This window comes from Kroppenstedtia sanguinis (assembly GCF_050433445.1).
Lineage (GTDB): Bacteria > Bacillota > Bacilli > Thermoactinomycetales > DSM-45169 > Kroppenstedtia > Kroppenstedtia sanguinis.
The window spans coordinates 288,797-304,759 of the sequence record NZ_JBNPXF010000001.1; the positions used below are offsets into that span (position 1 = coordinate 288,797).

General features: G+C 53.6%; 13 protein-coding genes and 1 riboswitch. Of the genes, 11 read left to right on the top strand and 2 right to left on the bottom strand.

What is annotated here, in order from left to right; translation table 11 throughout:
* Window positions 1–65 precede the first annotated feature (65 nt).
* Window positions 66–656, top strand: a complete 591-nt coding sequence (locus JOD24_RS01315) for a hypothetical protein (protein ID WP_380162515.1) — start codon at window positions 66–68, stop codon at window positions 654–656.
* A gap of 28 nt (window positions 657–684) precedes the next feature.
* On the opposite strand, the gene JOD24_RS01320 is transcribed toward JOD24_RS01315, so the two are convergent.
* On the bottom strand, window positions 685–1,884 hold the full coding sequence (locus tag JOD24_RS01320) for an ornithine--oxo-acid transaminase (protein ID WP_429246173.1): 1,200 nt from the start codon (window positions 1,882–1,884) through the stop codon (window positions 685–687).
* A gap of 327 nt (window positions 1,885–2,211) precedes the next feature.
* Window positions 2,212–2,323: riboswitch (SAM riboswitch) on the top strand.
* A 79-nt stretch (window positions 2,324–2,402) separates the two neighbouring features.
* Here JOD24_RS01320 and JOD24_RS01325 point away from each other — a divergent pair.
* The 5 genes from JOD24_RS01325 to JOD24_RS01345 all read left to right on the top strand — a co-directional run bounded on the left by JOD24_RS01325 (window position 2,403) and on the right by JOD24_RS01345 (window position 7,301).
* The gene (locus JOD24_RS01325; protein ID WP_429246174.1) at window positions 2,403–3,707 is read left to right on the top strand and encodes a homocysteine synthase; all 1,305 of its coding nucleotides are present in this window, start codon (window positions 2,403–2,405) and stop codon (window positions 3,705–3,707) included.
* Window positions 3,708–3,754: 47 nt separating this feature from the next.
* The gene (locus JOD24_RS01330; protein WP_429246175.1) at window positions 3,755–4,903 is read left to right on the top strand and encodes an aminotransferase class I/II-fold pyridoxal phosphate-dependent enzyme; all 1,149 of its coding nucleotides are present in this window, start codon (window positions 3,755–3,757) and stop codon (window positions 4,901–4,903) included.
* Window positions 4,904–4,927: 24 nt separating this feature from the next.
* The gene (locus tag JOD24_RS01335) at window positions 4,928–6,109 is read left to right on the top strand and encodes an aminotransferase class I/II-fold pyridoxal phosphate-dependent enzyme (protein WP_380162523.1); all 1,182 of its coding nucleotides are present in this window, start codon (window positions 4,928–4,930) and stop codon (window positions 6,107–6,109) included.
* A gap of 160 nt (window positions 6,110–6,269) precedes the next feature.
* Complete coding sequence (dcd, locus tag JOD24_RS01340; protein WP_380162525.1) at window positions 6,270–6,827, top strand: dCTP deaminase; 558 nt, start codon at window positions 6,270–6,272, stop codon at window positions 6,825–6,827.
* 210 nt (window positions 6,828–7,037) lie between these two features.
* On the top strand, window positions 7,038–7,301 hold the full coding sequence (locus tag JOD24_RS01345; protein WP_380162527.1) for a hypothetical protein: 264 nt from the start codon (window positions 7,038–7,040) through the stop codon (window positions 7,299–7,301).
* Between the two features lie 101 nt (window positions 7,302–7,402).
* On the opposite strand, the gene JOD24_RS01350 is transcribed toward JOD24_RS01345, so the two are convergent.
* Window positions 7,403–8,212: a YitT family protein gene (locus tag JOD24_RS01350; protein WP_380162636.1), complete on the bottom strand. Its 810-nt coding sequence runs from the start codon at window positions 8,210–8,212 to the stop codon at window positions 7,403–7,405.
* Window positions 8,213–8,718: 506 nt separating this feature from the next.
* On the opposite strand from JOD24_RS01350, the gene JOD24_RS01355 reads away from it, so the two are divergent.
* The 5 genes from JOD24_RS01355 (at window position 8,719) to JOD24_RS01375 (ending at window position 15,819) form a co-directional block, all read left to right on the top strand.
* Window positions 8,719–10,962 (top strand): transglycosylase domain-containing protein, encoded by a 2,244-nt coding sequence (locus JOD24_RS01355; protein WP_429246176.1) that lies wholly within the window; start codon window positions 8,719–8,721, stop codon window positions 10,960–10,962.
* A 119-nt stretch (window positions 10,963–11,081) separates the two neighbouring features.
* Window positions 11,082–13,529 (top strand): DNA internalization-related competence protein ComEC/Rec2, encoded by a 2,448-nt coding sequence (locus tag JOD24_RS01360; protein ID WP_429246177.1) that lies wholly within the window; start codon window positions 11,082–11,084, stop codon window positions 13,527–13,529.
* A gap of 21 nt (window positions 13,530–13,550) precedes the next feature.
* Window positions 13,551–13,883, top strand: coding sequence for a YbjQ family protein (locus JOD24_RS01365; protein ID WP_380162532.1), 333 nt, complete (start codon window positions 13,551–13,553; stop codon window positions 13,881–13,883).
* Window positions 13,884–14,239: 356 nt separating this feature from the next.
* A complete protein-coding gene (holA, locus tag JOD24_RS01370; protein WP_429246178.1) occupies window positions 14,240–15,256 on the top strand; it encodes a DNA polymerase III subunit delta in 1,017 nt (338 codons plus the stop codon).
* 101 nt (window positions 15,257–15,357) lie between these two features.
* Complete coding sequence (locus JOD24_RS01375; RefSeq protein ID WP_380162638.1) at window positions 15,358–15,819, top strand: 2-thiouracil desulfurase family protein; 462 nt, start codon at window positions 15,358–15,360, stop codon at window positions 15,817–15,819.
* The last annotated feature ends 144 nt before the right edge of the window (window positions 15,820–15,963 follow it).

Here is a 15,963-nt window from a genome sequence, read left to right on the forward strand (position 1 = left end):
GAGTGGCGGCCTCCCTGGCGTGGATCGCCGGAATCACCACTTGGTCCACCGCTTGAGGGAGGAACGTGACCCTGGCGGTCCAACCTCCCGGTGGGAGGGATTCCATCGGTGTCTTCAGCAAAAAAATCCTGATTTACACTGCTTCGCTGATGGGTTCAGGTGCTGTGTTCGGTTTTTTGTATACGATTTTTTTCTTTCTGCTCGGATCTCTTTTACCTATACCTTTAAAAACGATGATCCTCTCCAGTCTAGTCCTTCTTTACACTCTGCATGAAGGGGGAGTCATCTCGCTGAAAGTTCCACAGCATCACTGGCAAATTCCCTCCACCTGGGTTAATCGCGGGGACGGACGGGATTTGATGGTGTGGGGCTGGATCCTAGGGGCGGGAATTTTCACTTATATTCCCCATATCAGTTTTTATATCTTATACCTTTTCACCGGGTTTTTCCTAGATCCCCTCACAGGAATCCTGATGGGAGCCCTCTACGGTTTCTCCCGCATGTTGCCAACCGGGAGCTTAGCCTTGGCGTCCCGGATGTCCAGGCGACATTGGGCACTGGATCTCACCGGGTCGAAGAGGAGGGCGGTCTTCAACCGGGTATTGAATGGAATCGTTCTGGGGATGACCTGGATCTTTCTGATTTTCCAAATATAAAAAAAGCCCCCGGCGGGGCTTGGATGGATCAGGAGGTCTTCGCGAGAACGGAGCGGATGTGACCGAGGGCCCAGTCCAGCTCCTCTTGCGTGATCGTCAGCGGCGGGGCAAAACGGATGGTATTCTCGTGGGTCTCTTTGCAGAGAAGGCCAGCTTCCGCCAGCCGTTCGCAGTAAGGACGGGCGGACTCATACAATTCCATTCCGATGAAAAGTCCTTTGCCCCGCACTTCTTTGATGGCCGAATTTTGAATCCTTTTCAGTTCAGCCATGAAATACTCTCCCCATTCTCGGGAGCGTTGGACCAGGTTCTCCTCTTCCAGGACATCCATGGCGGCCACGGAGACGGCGCAGGCCAAGGGGTTTCCGCCGAAGGTGGAACCATGGGATCCGGGTTCAAACAGGCCGAGGATCTTCTCATCGGCGGCGACGGCGGAGATGGGCATGACGCCCCCGCCGAGGGCTTTCCCCAGAATGTACATGTCCGGTTTCACCTCTTCCCAGTCACAGGCGAAGAGCTGACCCGTCCGTCCAAAGCCGGTCTGGATCTCGTCGGCGACGAAGAGGACGTTGTTCTCTTGACAGAGAGCGGCGGCTTCCTTGAGATAGTTCTCCGGGGGCACGATCACGCCGGCCTCCCCTTGGATCGGCTCCACCAAAAAGGCGGCGGTGTTGGGAGTGATCGCTTGTCTCAGGGCTTCGGTGTCGCCATAGGGGACGATCTTGATCCCCGGCAGCATCGGTCCGAAACCCCGTTGATATTCCTCACTGGAGGACAGGGAGACGGCAGTCATGGTGCGGCCGTGAAAGTTTTCCTCGCAGGCGATGATTTCCGCCTGGTTTTCAGGCACCTTCTTTACATCGTAGGCCCAGCGACGGACAGCCTTGACAGCGGTTTCAACAGCCTCCGCACCGGTATTCATCGGCAAGACCCGCTCTTTGCCTGTGAGTCGGGCTACTTTTTCATAAAACAATCCCAGTTGGTCATTGTGGAATGCACGTGAGGTGAGCGTCACCTGGTCCGCTTGATCCTTTAATGCCTGGATCAGTCTGGGGTGGCGGTGACCGTGATTCAGGGCGGAATAGGCGCTCAGCATATCCATATAACGCTTCCCGTCGGCATCTTTCACCCATACCCCTTCCCCTTCGGAGATGACGATGGGGAGCGGATGGTAGTTTCGGGCTCCGTATTTGTCAGTGAGATGGATCAATTCCTGGTTACGCGACATCGGAATCCTCCTTTGGCTACACTCAATTCGCCGCCGTGCCGGGCGGCGGGGATCCATATTAGTGTATCATCAAGACCCCGAGAGAAGAAGGTTTTCCGGCAAAACGGATAAACATTGGCCGGCGTTGGTAATCATGCATAGCTCCCCATGGAAGTGGGAGATGAAAAGGGTCTTCACTGACCCAATCGGTACAAAATCCTCAGGTTTCGGAGCTTGGGGACAGGGCGTCGTTCACAAATGGAAATTGGCTGTTGACGATCCGGGAAACCCCCAGTATAATAAAACACAAGTTTTCAGACTGGAATAACCTCATATGTTTGCAAGACGCTCTTATCAAGAGAGGCGGAGGGACGAGCCCGATGAAGCCCGGCAACCCCAGTCACCCAGACCGGAAGGTGCCAATTCTTGCAGAGCCCCAGAGGCTGCTGAGAGATAAGAGAAGGGTCTGTTTTGTGTATGAACAAAACCTCTTCTCTGACTGGGAAGAGGTTTTTTAATTTCCTGAGGAGGCGATTGTTATGAGTGAAAAAGAGCAATCATTTCGTCCTGAAACCTTGGCGGTCCATGCAGGACAGGAGCCGGATCCTGTCACCCATGCCCGGGCAGTGCCGATCTACCAGACCACCTCGTACACCTTTGACAGCACCGAGCATGCAGCCAATCTCTTTTCGCTGGCGGAAACAGGAAATATCTACACACGGATCATGAATCCGACCCAGGATGTGTTTGAACAGCGGGTGGCAGCGCTGGAAGGGGGCGTCGGGGCATTGGCAGTCAGCTCCGGTCAAGCGGCGATCACCTATTCCATCCTGAACATCGCCGGATCCGGGGATGAAGTAGTAGCGTCTAGCAGTCTGTATGGTGGGACCTATAATCTATTTCACCACACCTTACCCAAATTAGGCATCCAAGTACATTTTGTCGATCCATCGAAGCCGGAAAATTTCAAACAGGCGATCACGGAGCGGACGAAAGCGATCTTTGGGGAAACCATCGGAAACCCCAAGGGAGATGTACTGGACCTGGAGGCTGTGGCAAAGGTGGCTCATGAAGCAGGGGTACCATTGATTGTCGACAATACTTTCGCCACGCCCCACCTGTTGCAACCGATCCAATTCGGTGCGGATATCGTCGTTCATTCGGCCACCAAATTTATCGGCGGGCATGGAACATCGATCGGCGGCGTGATCGTCGATTCTGGTCGATTCGACTGGAGCAACGGAAAATTCCCGGGATTGGTGGAACCGGATCCCAGTTATCATGGGGTCTCCTATACAGAGGCTCTGGGGGAACAGGCCTACATCGTCAAAGCTCGGGTTCAGCTGTTGCGGGATCTGGGAGCCTCACTCTCCCCCTTTAATTCATTCCTGTTGCTCCAAGGTTTGGAGACCCTCCACTTGCGGATGGAGCGGCACAGTGCCAATGCCCTCCAACTGGCTCGCTGGCTACAGGATCAAGAGGCCGTGGAGTGGGTGAGTCATCCCGGTCTGCCGAAGCATCCGGATTATGAAAAAGCGAAGAAATATCTGCCCAAGGGTCAAGGTGCCATATTTACATTTGGCATCAAGGGGGGAGTGGAAGCGGGGCGTCGTCTGATCGAAAGCTTGAAACTCTTCTCCCATCTGGCCAATGTGGGGGATGCCAAGTCCCTTGTGATTCATCCCGGTAGCACGACTCACCAGCAGTTGACAGAAGAGGAGCAGCGGGTATCTGGAGTCAATCCGGAATTAATCCGCCTTTCCGTCGGCATTGAGGCCGTGGAAGACTTGATCGCCGATCTGGAGCAGGCCCTGAAAAAGAGTCAGCAGCCTGTACAGGTGTAAGGAGACTCCTTCTCATCTGTAACGGTAGTGGCAAGGGAGGATCAAGGATGCACAAGGAGACCATTCTCGCACAGATTGGAAACCAGCAGGAGCGGGAGACGGGAGCGATCAGCTTTCCGGTGTACCACTCCACAGCCTATCGACATCCCGGACCGGGGCGAAGTACTGGATTTGATTATACTCGAACCACCAATCCCACCCGGTCGGTGCTGGAAGAGGCGATTGCCGAACTGGAGGGAGGAGATGCGGGCTTCGCCTGCAGTTCGGGGATGGCGGCGGTTCAGACGGTGATGGGGTTGTTTTCTCCGGGGGATCACCTGATTGTCTCCCTCGATTTGTACGGTGGGACTTATCGCTTGCTTGAGCGGGTGTGGAGGCATCTGGGCCTCTCCTTCAGCTATGTGGATCTGCGGGACTTACAGGCGGTGGAAGCGGCGGTGACCCCGCAAACCCGGGGTATCTTCATCGAGACGCCGACTAACCCCTTGATGAGAGTGACGGATTTAGCGGCTCTCTGCCAAATGGCACAAGACCAAGGTTGGCTCTCCATTGTGGATAACACCTTTATGACCCCATATGGTCAACAACCGCTGTTGAAGGGTGCGGATGTAGTGGTCCACAGTGCCACCAAATATCTCGGGGGTCATAACGATGTGTTGGCGGGACTGATTGTTACCGCCAGCCCTGAGTTGTCGGGGCGTGTGGATGAGCTGATGAATACCCTAGGAGCGGTGCTCGGTCCACAGGAAGCGTGGCTGTTGATGCGGGGAATGAAAACCTTGGCGCTGCGGATGGAAAAACATCAGGAAAATGCGTTGGCCGTTGCCCAGTATCTGTCTACCCATCCTGCCGTGGACCGGGTCTATTATCCGGCCTTCTCGCCTCAGGAGCGGCAGGTGCAGGAAAAGCAGGCCACAGGGTATGGGGGGATGCTCTCCTTCCGCGTGCAACAACAGGAAATGGTGTCCCCATTCCTGTCCCATCTGGAGTTGGTCGCCTATGCCGAGAGTCTCGGCGGAGTGGAAAGTCTGATCACCTATCCCATTACTCAGACCCACGCCGACTTGCCGGAGGAGATGCGGAAACGGACAGGGGTTTGCGATCGTCTGTTGAGGATGTCTGTCGGAATCGAACATTTGGAAGATCTCATCGGAGATCTGTCCCATGCTTTAAATTACGCCCGAGCGGTAGTATGAACGGAATGAGAGGAGGAGAGTGGGATGAAATTTGCAACCCGGCTTCTGCACAATGGAAATGAAGTCGACCCCAGCACCGGGGCGGCCAGCATTCCTCTATATCAAGCGTCCACATTCCATCAATCCGATTTAGATCATCCGGGTCCTTATGATTACGGACGCTCCGGAAATCCCACCCGTTATGCCTTGGAAAAGACCTTGGCGGAATTGGAGGGAGGGTGTCAAGGGTTTGCCTTCGCCTCGGGAATGGCTGCCATCTCCACGGCTCTTCTTCTGTTTTCCAAAGGGGACCGCTTGATCGTCTCCCAAGACTTGTATGGGGGAACCTATCGCTTACTGACCGAGGTGCTCCCCCGGCTGGGCATCCGGGCGGATTTTGTGGATACCACCGATCTGGATCAGGTGGAGGCGGCGATCCGGCCCGATACTCGGGGAATCTACATCGAAACCCCTTCCAACCCCACCCTCAAAGTGACTGATCTCGGCAGAGTCACTCGCTTGGCCAAGGCCCATGGGTTACTGACCCTGGTGGATAACACCTTTCTGACGCCTTGCCTCCAGCGTCCGCTGGAATGGGGGGCGGATCTGGTCATCCACAGTGCCACGAAGTTTATCTCTGGACACAGTGATGTGGTTGCAGGGGCGGTGGTGGTAAAAGAGAAAGAAGTGGCTGAACATATCGCATTTCTGCAAAATACCCTGGGTTCGATCCTGGGAGTGCAGGATTCCTGGCTCACCCTGCGCGGACTGAAAACACTGACTGCGCGGATGATGGCGGCACAAACCGCTGCGGACCGGATCGCCCGGGAGCTGGAGAGGATTCCAGAGATACGCCGCGTTTATTACACCGGGTTGGAAAATCATCCGGGACATTGCTTGCAGGCGGCGCAGGCTGACGGCCATGGAGCAGTCCTGTCCTTCGACTTGGGGAGCGAAGGATTGGTGCGAAGGGTTTTATCACGTGTTCAGTTGCCGTTGGTCGCGGTCAGTCTGGGAGCGGTGGAAAGCATTCTCTCTTGGCCGGCTCAGATGTCCCATGCCGCCATATCACGAGAAGAAAGGTTGAAGCGAGGAGTTACCGATGGTCTGCTTCGCTTATCTGTGGGGCTGGAAGACCCCAGCGATCTGCTGGAGGACCTGGATCAAGCCATTCGCGGAGGGCGGATTGCTTCCGTGGGGATGGAATGGCGAGCTTCCATTCAGTAACTCTTCCTGACATCCAGGCCGTTGATAAAGCGGGATAAGAGAGGCCGTATCCCTGCCCTGAAATTACCGCCCATCCAAATCGGATCCGGGCGGTTTTGGTCTGTTCCAAAATCATGTAAAATAGAGGGGAATCAGAATAGGAAAGGGAGCATCCGTACTCATGACGATTAAATCCGATAAATGGATTCGCAAAATGGCAACCGAGGCGGAGATGATCGAGCCCTTTATCGATAGGAATGTGGGAAAAGGGGAAGCGATCAGCTTCGGCTTGTCCAGTTACGGTTATGACCTGCGCGTGGGAGATGAATTCAAGATTTTTCACAATGCCCTGATGCCTGTGATCGACCCAAAGGAGATCAGTGCCGATTCCTTTGTGGACTATAAAGGGGATGTCTGTATCATTCCACCCAACTCCTTCGCTTTGGCTACCTCTGTCGAATATTTCCGCATTCCGGAGAATGTGCTGGCGGTTTGCGTGGGCAAATCCACCTATGCGCGCTGTGGGATCATTACCAATGTGACCCCCTTTGAGCCGGGCTGGGAAGGGCATGTCACCCTGGAGATTTCCAATACTACCCCGCTACCGGCCAAAATCTATGCCAATGAGGGGTTGTGCCAGGTGCTGTTCTTCGAAAGTGATGAAACCTGTGAAGTCTCCTACAAGGCGAAACAGGGAAAATATCAAAATCAGAGTGGCATCACCCTGCCGCGGATCTGAAGCTGGAAAAGAATTAAACGGAAGCTGATACAGTGCGGAAAATCAGCTTCCGTTTTTGGTGTGTCTATATTGCAATCGTTCAATAAATATTCAAATAAAAGGCGGGGCAAAGGGGAGAATGTATATTAAAATAAAAACAGATGAAAATATCACCACATTTTTGGGGTTAATTTTCGAAATATTTATTTCAAATGGAGGTTTTCATCCAACATGAAAAAATACAGAGGAAAATACGTATTCGGTGGTACGAAATCCGGGGAAGTTCTGGATCAACTCCAACCAGGTGATGAGCTTTCTCTAATCGGGGCATTTGGCAAGGTGAGCCAGCTGAAGATCCTGGAAAGCTATCAGTACAACAACCAACGGGTCTATGTGACGGACGGGATGGGTCTGATCTATGCCGATGAAGTCGTGCCGGTTCGCCTGCCCGCTTGGAAGCAAAAGAGAGTTACCCAGTCAGCCCAAGTGGTTTAGGTTCTTCTCCCTGGGGACAGAGGAGGCCGGTGCCAATCCGTTTATTTCCTGATATTGAAACAGCCCGCTGAACAGATTCAGCGGGCTGTTGTCGTGATGGATCATGTGCGACGGAAATAACCCATCACATCCATCGTCTGGGTGATATTGACAAAGGCTTGGGGGTCGGTTCCCCGGATGACTCGCTTCACATCCTCTAGCTCATAGCGGGTGATCACAGTGAAAAGGACCTTCCGTTTTTCCAATGTATAAGCCCCTTCTGCATCGATCACCGTCACCCCCCGGACAAAGTTGGCCAACAGCTTTTTCTTGATGGCATCTCCCTTGCTGCTGATGATCATCAAGGTCAGTTTGACATGTCGGGTGTGGACGGCGTCGATCAACTTACCGGAGGCAAAGATGGAAATCATCGTGTACAGAGCCCGTTCCCAATCGAAAATAAAGCCGGAGATAAAGACGACGACGGCATTCATGCCGAAGATCAGTTCGCCGAGAGGGAATTCTTTTTTCTGGTTTATCACCATCCCGATAATGTCGAACCCGCCTGTAGAGGCACCGGAACGAAAGATCAGACCCGTAGCTACACCTACGACGACACCTCCGAAAACGGAGCAGAGAATGGGGTCGTCGGCGATTCCTCTCACCGGAATCCACTGCATGCTGATGGAGGTGACTCCCACCGATAACAGACTGTAGGCGATAAACCTTTGACCCAGTCGGAAATAGCCCAGCAGGAGAATCGGGATATTGATCAGGAAAATGATGATTCCCGTGTTGAGAGGGGTGCGTAAACCCAAGATCATGGCGATCCCGGACACCCCTCCGCTCAGAATTTCCTGGGGCAACAGAAACATATTGAAGGCAAAACCGATCAAGGCGGACATCACAGTGATGGTGACAATCTCGATCAGGCGGCGGAACAAGGCGCATGGCCTCCTCTCGTTCAAGTGGTGATCTGACCGCTAAACCGACACGTACCCCGGAGGAGTCCGCCGGGCCGAAATCTCCCCTCGGGATCGAAACCAGGCGGGTTGCGCGACGAGGTCGTAAATATCCTATTTATGCTAACACCGGAGTCACCCTTGCCGCAATCTTTTTTTCTGTAGAGATACAATTATAGCAACCGCCGGTAACAGAGGCTGGTGAAACGACAGATCCACCTTTCCCGATGCCTGTAAATCAACAGAGGGAAAAATCAGACCCTTTCCGATGGTTATATCCACTCGCCCTCATTATACTACTGAAGCCGGATTCTATCCTATGAATTGATATGGTAGGATAACAAAGACAAAGTCCGGTGGCGAAATGGGGGGGATGGTGACTGGATCATTTTGGGTTCACATTTTTGCTACGGCCATCTCTCCGGAATTTCCTACATATGATACAATATTTCTCAGTATCGAAGGAGGGTTGAGCGGTGGCGAGGCAGGATCAAACCCAGTTGGACAGAAAGCAGGAGCAATCATCAGCGGGCAAGCCCGCTAGAAACATGGGAAAAGTATGGAAAGGCGTTCTTTTCACATCTTTGGTACTGATCACAATCATTGTTGTGGGAAGCGTGGCCACAGTAGGAGCTACCGCAGGTTATGTGGCGTCCTTGGTCAAGGATGAGCCGGTTCGAGATAAAGATGATATCAAGGTGAAGATTACGAGTTGGACTCAGACCAGTCACGCTTTTTTTCGTGATGGGACCCCCATCGGGAAGCTGAGTGGGGGGGAAGACCGGAAAGTGGTAACGGCGAAAGAAGTGAGTCCGTACCTGACCGACGCTTTGATCTCCACCGAAGACCGGGAGTTTTATACGCACAAAGGGGTCGTCCCCAAGTCGCTGTTCCGGGCCGGATATCAGATGGCCACCGGAGCGGATATACAGACCGGGGGAAGTACGCTCACCCAGCAGTTGGTCAAAAATCTGTTTTTGGATTATAAACAACGAACCATGGACCGTAAAGCCAAGGAAATTTTCCTGGCGATGCGGATGGAACGATTGTTTAGTAAAGAAGATATTATGAACGCTTATCTCAACAGCGTTTACTTCGGGAAAAACGTCAGCGGCCGCAATATGTTGGGAGTTCAGGCAGCGGCAAAGGGAATCTTTGATGTGGATGCGAAGGATCTCAACCTACCCCAAGCCGCTTATATTGCAGGTATGGTGCAGCGCCCCAATGCATACAATCCGTTCCGGGGCGATGAAAATCTGAAAAACGGCCAGAACCGGATGAAACAGGTTCTTCGCAATATGAAGGATAACGGCAAGATCTCTGAAGAGGAATACCGGAAAGCAGCCGCCTACAACGTGAAGAGCGAGATCAAGGTCAAGGATGACACCGCAATCGCCTTCCGCAAGTATCCTGCGATCACCATGGCGGTGGAGGAAGAAGCGGCCAAGGTTTTGATGAGTGTGGATGGCAAGGACGCCGCCCAACTGAGCAAACAGGGGAAATACCGGGATACGCTGGATCAATACCAACAGAAAGTGTTGACTGGCGGTTATAAGATTACCACCACCCTGGATGAAAACTTGTATAAAGCGATGAACGAAGCGGCCCGGAACACTTCCTACGCTGACAGCAAAGAAGAGGTGGGTGCGGTTCTGCTCGATGTCAAGACCGGCAGTACCTTGGCTTTTGTCGGGGGTCGGGATTATAACAAGAACCAGAAAAACCACGCCCTGGACATGCAGCGGCAACCGGGCTCGTCCATTAAACCGCTCTTAGACTTCGGTCCCGCTCTGGACCGGGGAGTGATCTCCCCTGACTCGGTCATCATCGACGAACCGTTGAACGCCGGGGGAGGCAAGACGTATCAAAACTATACTCATCGGTATGACGGTGCCATGACGGCCCGTGATGCCTTGGCAAAGTCCATCAACATGCCAGCGATTAAAACCTTTCGCTCCGTCGGTGCCCAGACGGCATTTGAATATCTGCGCAAGATGAATTTCCCCGTCCATGAGCATGACGGTGAAGCTTCCTCCATCGGCGGGTTCACCTACGGCTTTGATGTGCAACGGATGACGGCGGGCTACGCTATGCTGGGGAATCAAGGGAAATTCAACGAACCGTACATGGTCAGCAAGATCGAGGATCCCAATGGAAAAGTGATTTATGAGCACAAGAACAAACCCGTGCAGGTACTCTCCCCCAAGGCGGCCTATTGGACGACAGATATGCTGAAGGATGTGGTCCGGAAAGGAACCGGTACCTTGGTTGGCAGAAACTTTCCGGGATACCAACTGGCGGGGAAAACGGGAACGACCAACTCCACCAAGGATGTTTGGTTTATGGGATATACGCCGGATGTGGCTTTGGGAGTCTGGACCGGTTATGATTATCCCAAAAGGATTCTCGACGACAAACGGGCCAGATATGTCTGGATCAATCTGTTCCGGGCGGCGGTCAAAACCGATCCCAAGCTGATCAGCGGTGAGGGCTTCCCCTCCCAGCCGGCATATCCCTTCAAATGCTATGAATGTAATCGGGTAAAGAAAGAGGAGAAGAAAGAAGATAAGGGGAAACAGGAAGAGCCGAAAAATCAGTCGCGGGAAGCTCCACAGAATGATCCTCCTGAAAATGCAGGAGACAACGGGAATGGACAAGCGGAAAATCCCGCTTCTCCTCCAGGTGAAGAAGAGGCCCCACCCGCAGCAGATGGAGAATGAAACGGAACCCTCGTCGCCGAGACGAGGGTTTTTTTACGCCCTAAATTTCTATAAAAAAGGGAAAATGTCATATTTTGTAGAAATGATGCTTCATCCGTATGTTGAAGGGTTGTGACTGGATGAAGCGGCCTTTCTTTGTGTTGGCTTTGGGATGGGCACTTGGGATCGGTCTGGGACAATGGGGAGGTGGGAGTTGGCTGATTTGGGGAGGACTGGGCGGGGCGGTGTTGTTGTTCGGGGGGATTTGGTATTATTGGCGAATGCGGGGATGGGTTCTGATTCTTTGTTTGGCCGGATGTTTTTTGGGGGCGGCTCAGTTGCGAGGCGTGGAGGAGGGTCATCGCCCCCCACTTCCTGTACCGCCCCACTCCTCTGTGCAAGGGGTGGTACAGGGAAAGTTAGTCAGTCCAGCAACAGTGGACGGGGATCGGGTACGGTTCGTGGTCCGCAGTCAGCGGGTCTGGCTGGGGCAGCAGGAGCTGAAAGTAAGGGAGAGGATTCAGTTTCAATTCCGCCTTCACCATCCACAAGAGAAACAGCTGGCTCACCGTTTGGGGCGGGGAATGGAGATCACGACCCCTGCTCAGTTGACTCATCCGGACCCTCCCCGCAATCCAGGAGCCTTTGATTATCGCGGCTATCTCCATCGACAAGGAATTCATCTGTTAGGAGAAGGAAATCTCCGAGATCTTCGTATCGTGTCTGAGGAATTCTCCTTTCGGGGGCAATTGGATCGGTTGCGGGAGCGGTTGGAAGAGCGATTGGATCATCTCTACCCTTCGAATCATGCGGGATTGATGAAGGGGATGCTTCTCGGGGAGCGAAAGGCGGTTCCACCGGAAATGGAGGAAGATTTTCGCTCCCTCGGCCTGGTCCATCTGCTGGCGATTTCAGGACTTCATGTGGGGGTGTTCGTGGGTTGTTTGTACGGAATCCTCACATGGAGCGGGGTGACGAGGGAGAAGACCTCCTGGGTCTGCCTCCTGTCTCTTCCTCTCTATGCGCTGTTGACCGGGGCGGGTGCGCCGGTGATCCGGGCGGCGGTGATGGCCGGAATGGGATTGCTGGCGGTGATCCTGAACAGGTGGAAGGACAGTCTGTCTTTCTTCGGGCTGGCGGCACTGGTGATGTTGTGGTGGAATCCATATCAAATGATGGAGCCGGGATTTCAACTCTCCTTTGCGGTCACAGGTGCTCTGCTGGTGGCGACAGGCCCCTTGAGCCACCGAATTCCCACCCCTTGGCCTCGTTTCAATCAGCTGATGGCGGTGACACTGATCGCTGAAGTGGCCTCATTTCCCTTGCTAATCTACCATTTTCACGAGTTTCCCACGCTGTCTTTTGCTGTGAATGGAATCATTGTTCCAGTAATGACCGCTTTGGTTATTCCTCTGGGCATGCTTTCCCTCGGGCTGGGAATGCTTCATGTCAACTTCGGGTTTTGGCCCGCCTGGGTCGCCTCCAAGCTGCTCTCTGGGATGGAATCTTTCTTAGCCTTTCCGGCATCTTGGACGTGGTTTCGCATCCCTTGGTCTCCTCCTTCCGGGTGGTGGATGGCTGCATATACCGCTACTGTCCTATATCTGTTTTGGGCCTGGAGTGGAGGTGGGCTGAGGCGAGCCCGGCATGGTAAAGTGTCCTGGATCCTCGTCATCGTGGTGGTGATCGGTTCGCTTCCAGGAGGGGGCGGGGGCGAACAGGAACTGCGGATCACTTTTATCGATGTAGGGCAGGGGGATGCCACTCTCATCGAAACTCCCGGTGGCCAGGTGATTCTGGTGGACGGAGGCGGGACACTCCCTTGGCAAAAAGAACCCTGGCAGAAGCGACGGAAGGAGTTTGAAGTGGGGAGAGAAGTTTTGCTCCCCTATTTGAAATATCGTGGGATTCATCAGGTGGATTGGATGGTGATGACTCACGGAGATGCGGACCACATCGGTGGGTTGCAGGCAGTGGTGGAGGAGTTGACAGTGGCGAAGGTGTTGCGTAATCCGTTGCCTCCGGGGACCGATCTGGAAGAGAAATTGCTGGGACGGTTGTTCCGACAAGGAATCCCGGTCTACATATCGGAACCGGGAACATCGTGGGAACCGGAGCCGGGAATCCGTTTGCAGGTTCTTCATCCGCCGCTTACAGATTCAAAACCCGAATCGGATAACGATGCTTCCGTCGTCCTTCTATTGACAGCTTACGGACATTCCGTCCTATTGCCCGGGGATCTGGAGGAACGGGGGGAGCAGCAGATTTTGGACCATTGGCAACTGCCGCGAATCGACGTTTTAAAGGTGGGTCACCATGGGAGCCGCACCTCCACCGGAGAGAAGTGGTTGGAGACCCTCCGTCCCCAGGAAGCGATCATCTCCGCTGGGAGGGAAAATCGTTTTGGTCACCCGGCCCCTGAGGTGGTGGACCGTTTGAAAGCTCATGGAGTTCGTATTTGGAGGACAGATCGTCATGGAGCCATAATCCTTCGAATCCGCCCACAGGGGGTGAAAGTGGAGCCGATGATTTCCGAGACAGGGATGCCAGTAGGATTTAGACAGGATATAATAAGATGGCAAATCTAAAGCAGAAAGAGGGATTCATCCATGCTGATTGTCACAACCGATCATGTACCCGGCCACAGAGTCCTAGAAGTGAAGGGAATGGTCAAAGGGAGCACGGTGCAGGCAAAACACATCGGCAAGGACATCTTGGCCGGATTGAAAAATATTGTTGGTGGAGAGATTCATGACTATACGGAGTTGCTCAAAGAGGCCCGCCGGGTTGCCATCCAGCGGATGAGCGAGCAGGCGGAACAGTTGGGAGCCGACGCTATCGTCGCCGTCCGTTTGCAGACCTCGGCAGTGATGGACGGCGCCTCGGAGCTAATCGCATATGGAACCGCCGTGGTGACGGAGCCGGCAAATGATCAAACGTGAGCAGAAATTGAATGCAATTTCAGCGGCGAGGGTGCAGGGGTTGCTCCGGATCTGGCTCGGAGTAACCAAACACTCTCTGAAACTTCACACCGCTTGCGATCGACGAGGGCCGGTCGCTTTTTTCGATCGGGGACCCGGATTCGCCCAGGGATCCAAATCCATAAATTGAGTATGAAAACAAGTACTCCCCTCCCATCCATAACCTCCACTAGAATTTTTCCCAGCCCCTTCTCATGCCACGGAGGGGGCTTCTCTGTATGGTACAATGGATGGACAGAAGCGGGATTTTACGTCGAAGCAGGATCGGCTGAGTAAGTTCGGGGACAGACCCGGTTCGTAAAAGGGGGACGCACATCATGGATGATAAATGGATCAAGGAGATTGAGTCCGGCCAGTTCGCACCGGTCTACCTGTTTTACGGAATGGAAACTTTCCTCATGGAAGATGCGATCCGGCGTCTGGAGGATGCGGTGCTGGGGGATGGAGAAGATCGGCAATGGAATCATACAGTGATGGATTTGGAGGAGATGCCGATCCAAGACCTGGTGTTGGAGGCGGAGACTCCCTCTTTTTTTGGTGGACACCGGTTGGTGGTGGGGAAGAACGCTTGGTTTCTCACTGCTAATCGGGGCAAGGAGAAACAAGAACATCGGCCGGAGGAGTTGGTCCGTTACGCTGCCCGTCCCCTGGAAGGGAATGTGCTGGTGATTACCGTGTCTGCAGAGAAGTTGGATGTAAGGAAAAAAGTGGTGAAGGATCTGAAAAGAAAGGTTCGGGAAGTCGTTTTTCAACCCTTGGATTCCAAGGAACTCCCCCGTTGGGTGGCAGGGAAGTTGAAAGAGACTGGAGTGAAGGTGCATCCCCGAACTACAGAGGCTCTCATCCGCCAGGTGGGAGGCGATCTGCAGCTTCTCGATATGGAAATCCGAAAATTGGCCACCTATGTCGGGACCTCCGGCAGGATTACGCCAGAGACTGTGGCGGAGATGGTCCCCCGTACTTTGGAGCAGGATGTATTTAAACTGGTGGATCGAGTGGCCCGACGGAAAACTGCCGAAGGGATCGCTCTCTTTTACGATCTGTTGCAGAACCGGGAGGAACCGATCCGGATCCTCGCGTTGATCATCCGTCAATTCCGCCTGATGCTCCAAGTCAAGGTGTTAGCTGCTAAGGGGATGTCGGAGCGGGAGATAGCATCCACACTTAAAGTTCATCCCTATCCGGTGAAACTGGCTCTGCGACAGGTCCACACTTGTTCGGAGGGGGCTTTGCGGGAATGGTTGTTCCAGTCCATCGAGGCGGAGCGGGATATCAAGTCGGGTCGGATCGACAAGACCTTGGCACTGGAGCGTTTAATTCTGTCTGTCCGATGAGAGATTGACAAGGGGGAAGGCATGGCACCCTAACACACACGGAGATACTTTATTTAGAAAGAGGTTGCGGATCTATGGATCATAAAAACAGACCGGCGGGGGTGAAGATCGTGAGTGCCTGCTTCGCCGGGGTCCACTGCCGTTATGATAAAAAACACAATCTGATCGAGGAGATCCGGAAGCTGGTGCAGGAAGGAAAGGCCATCCCCGTCTGTCCCGAACAGATGGGGGGACTTTCCACTCCCCGCAATCCAGCGGAGATCGTCGGCGGAGACGGTGACGATGTGCTGGAAGGCAAAGCAAAGGTGATCGACAATCGAGGAAACGATGTCACTCAACAATTTGTGGAGGGGGCCCAGGAGGCACTGGCCATGGCTCAGTCTGTGGGTGCCACGGAAGCCATCTTGAAAGAGCGAAGTCCCTCCTGCGGAAGCTGTAGGATCTATGACGGCACCTTCAGCAAGTCGAAGAAAGCGGGACGGGGCGTGACAGCGGCTCTCCTCCGCCGCCACGGCATCCGTGTGGTTTCGGAGGAAACATGGGAAGGTAAGGAAGGATGCTGAAAAAGGAAAAGCTCGCCTGATCAGGCGAGCTTTTTGGCCTATCAGTTTAATCCTAGATCTTTTGGCAATAACTGAGTTTTACCGAGGTTGGAAAAAAAGAGGTGGTTCCGGGTTTTTGGATGATTCGCTTTCAGTTGCTGTGAG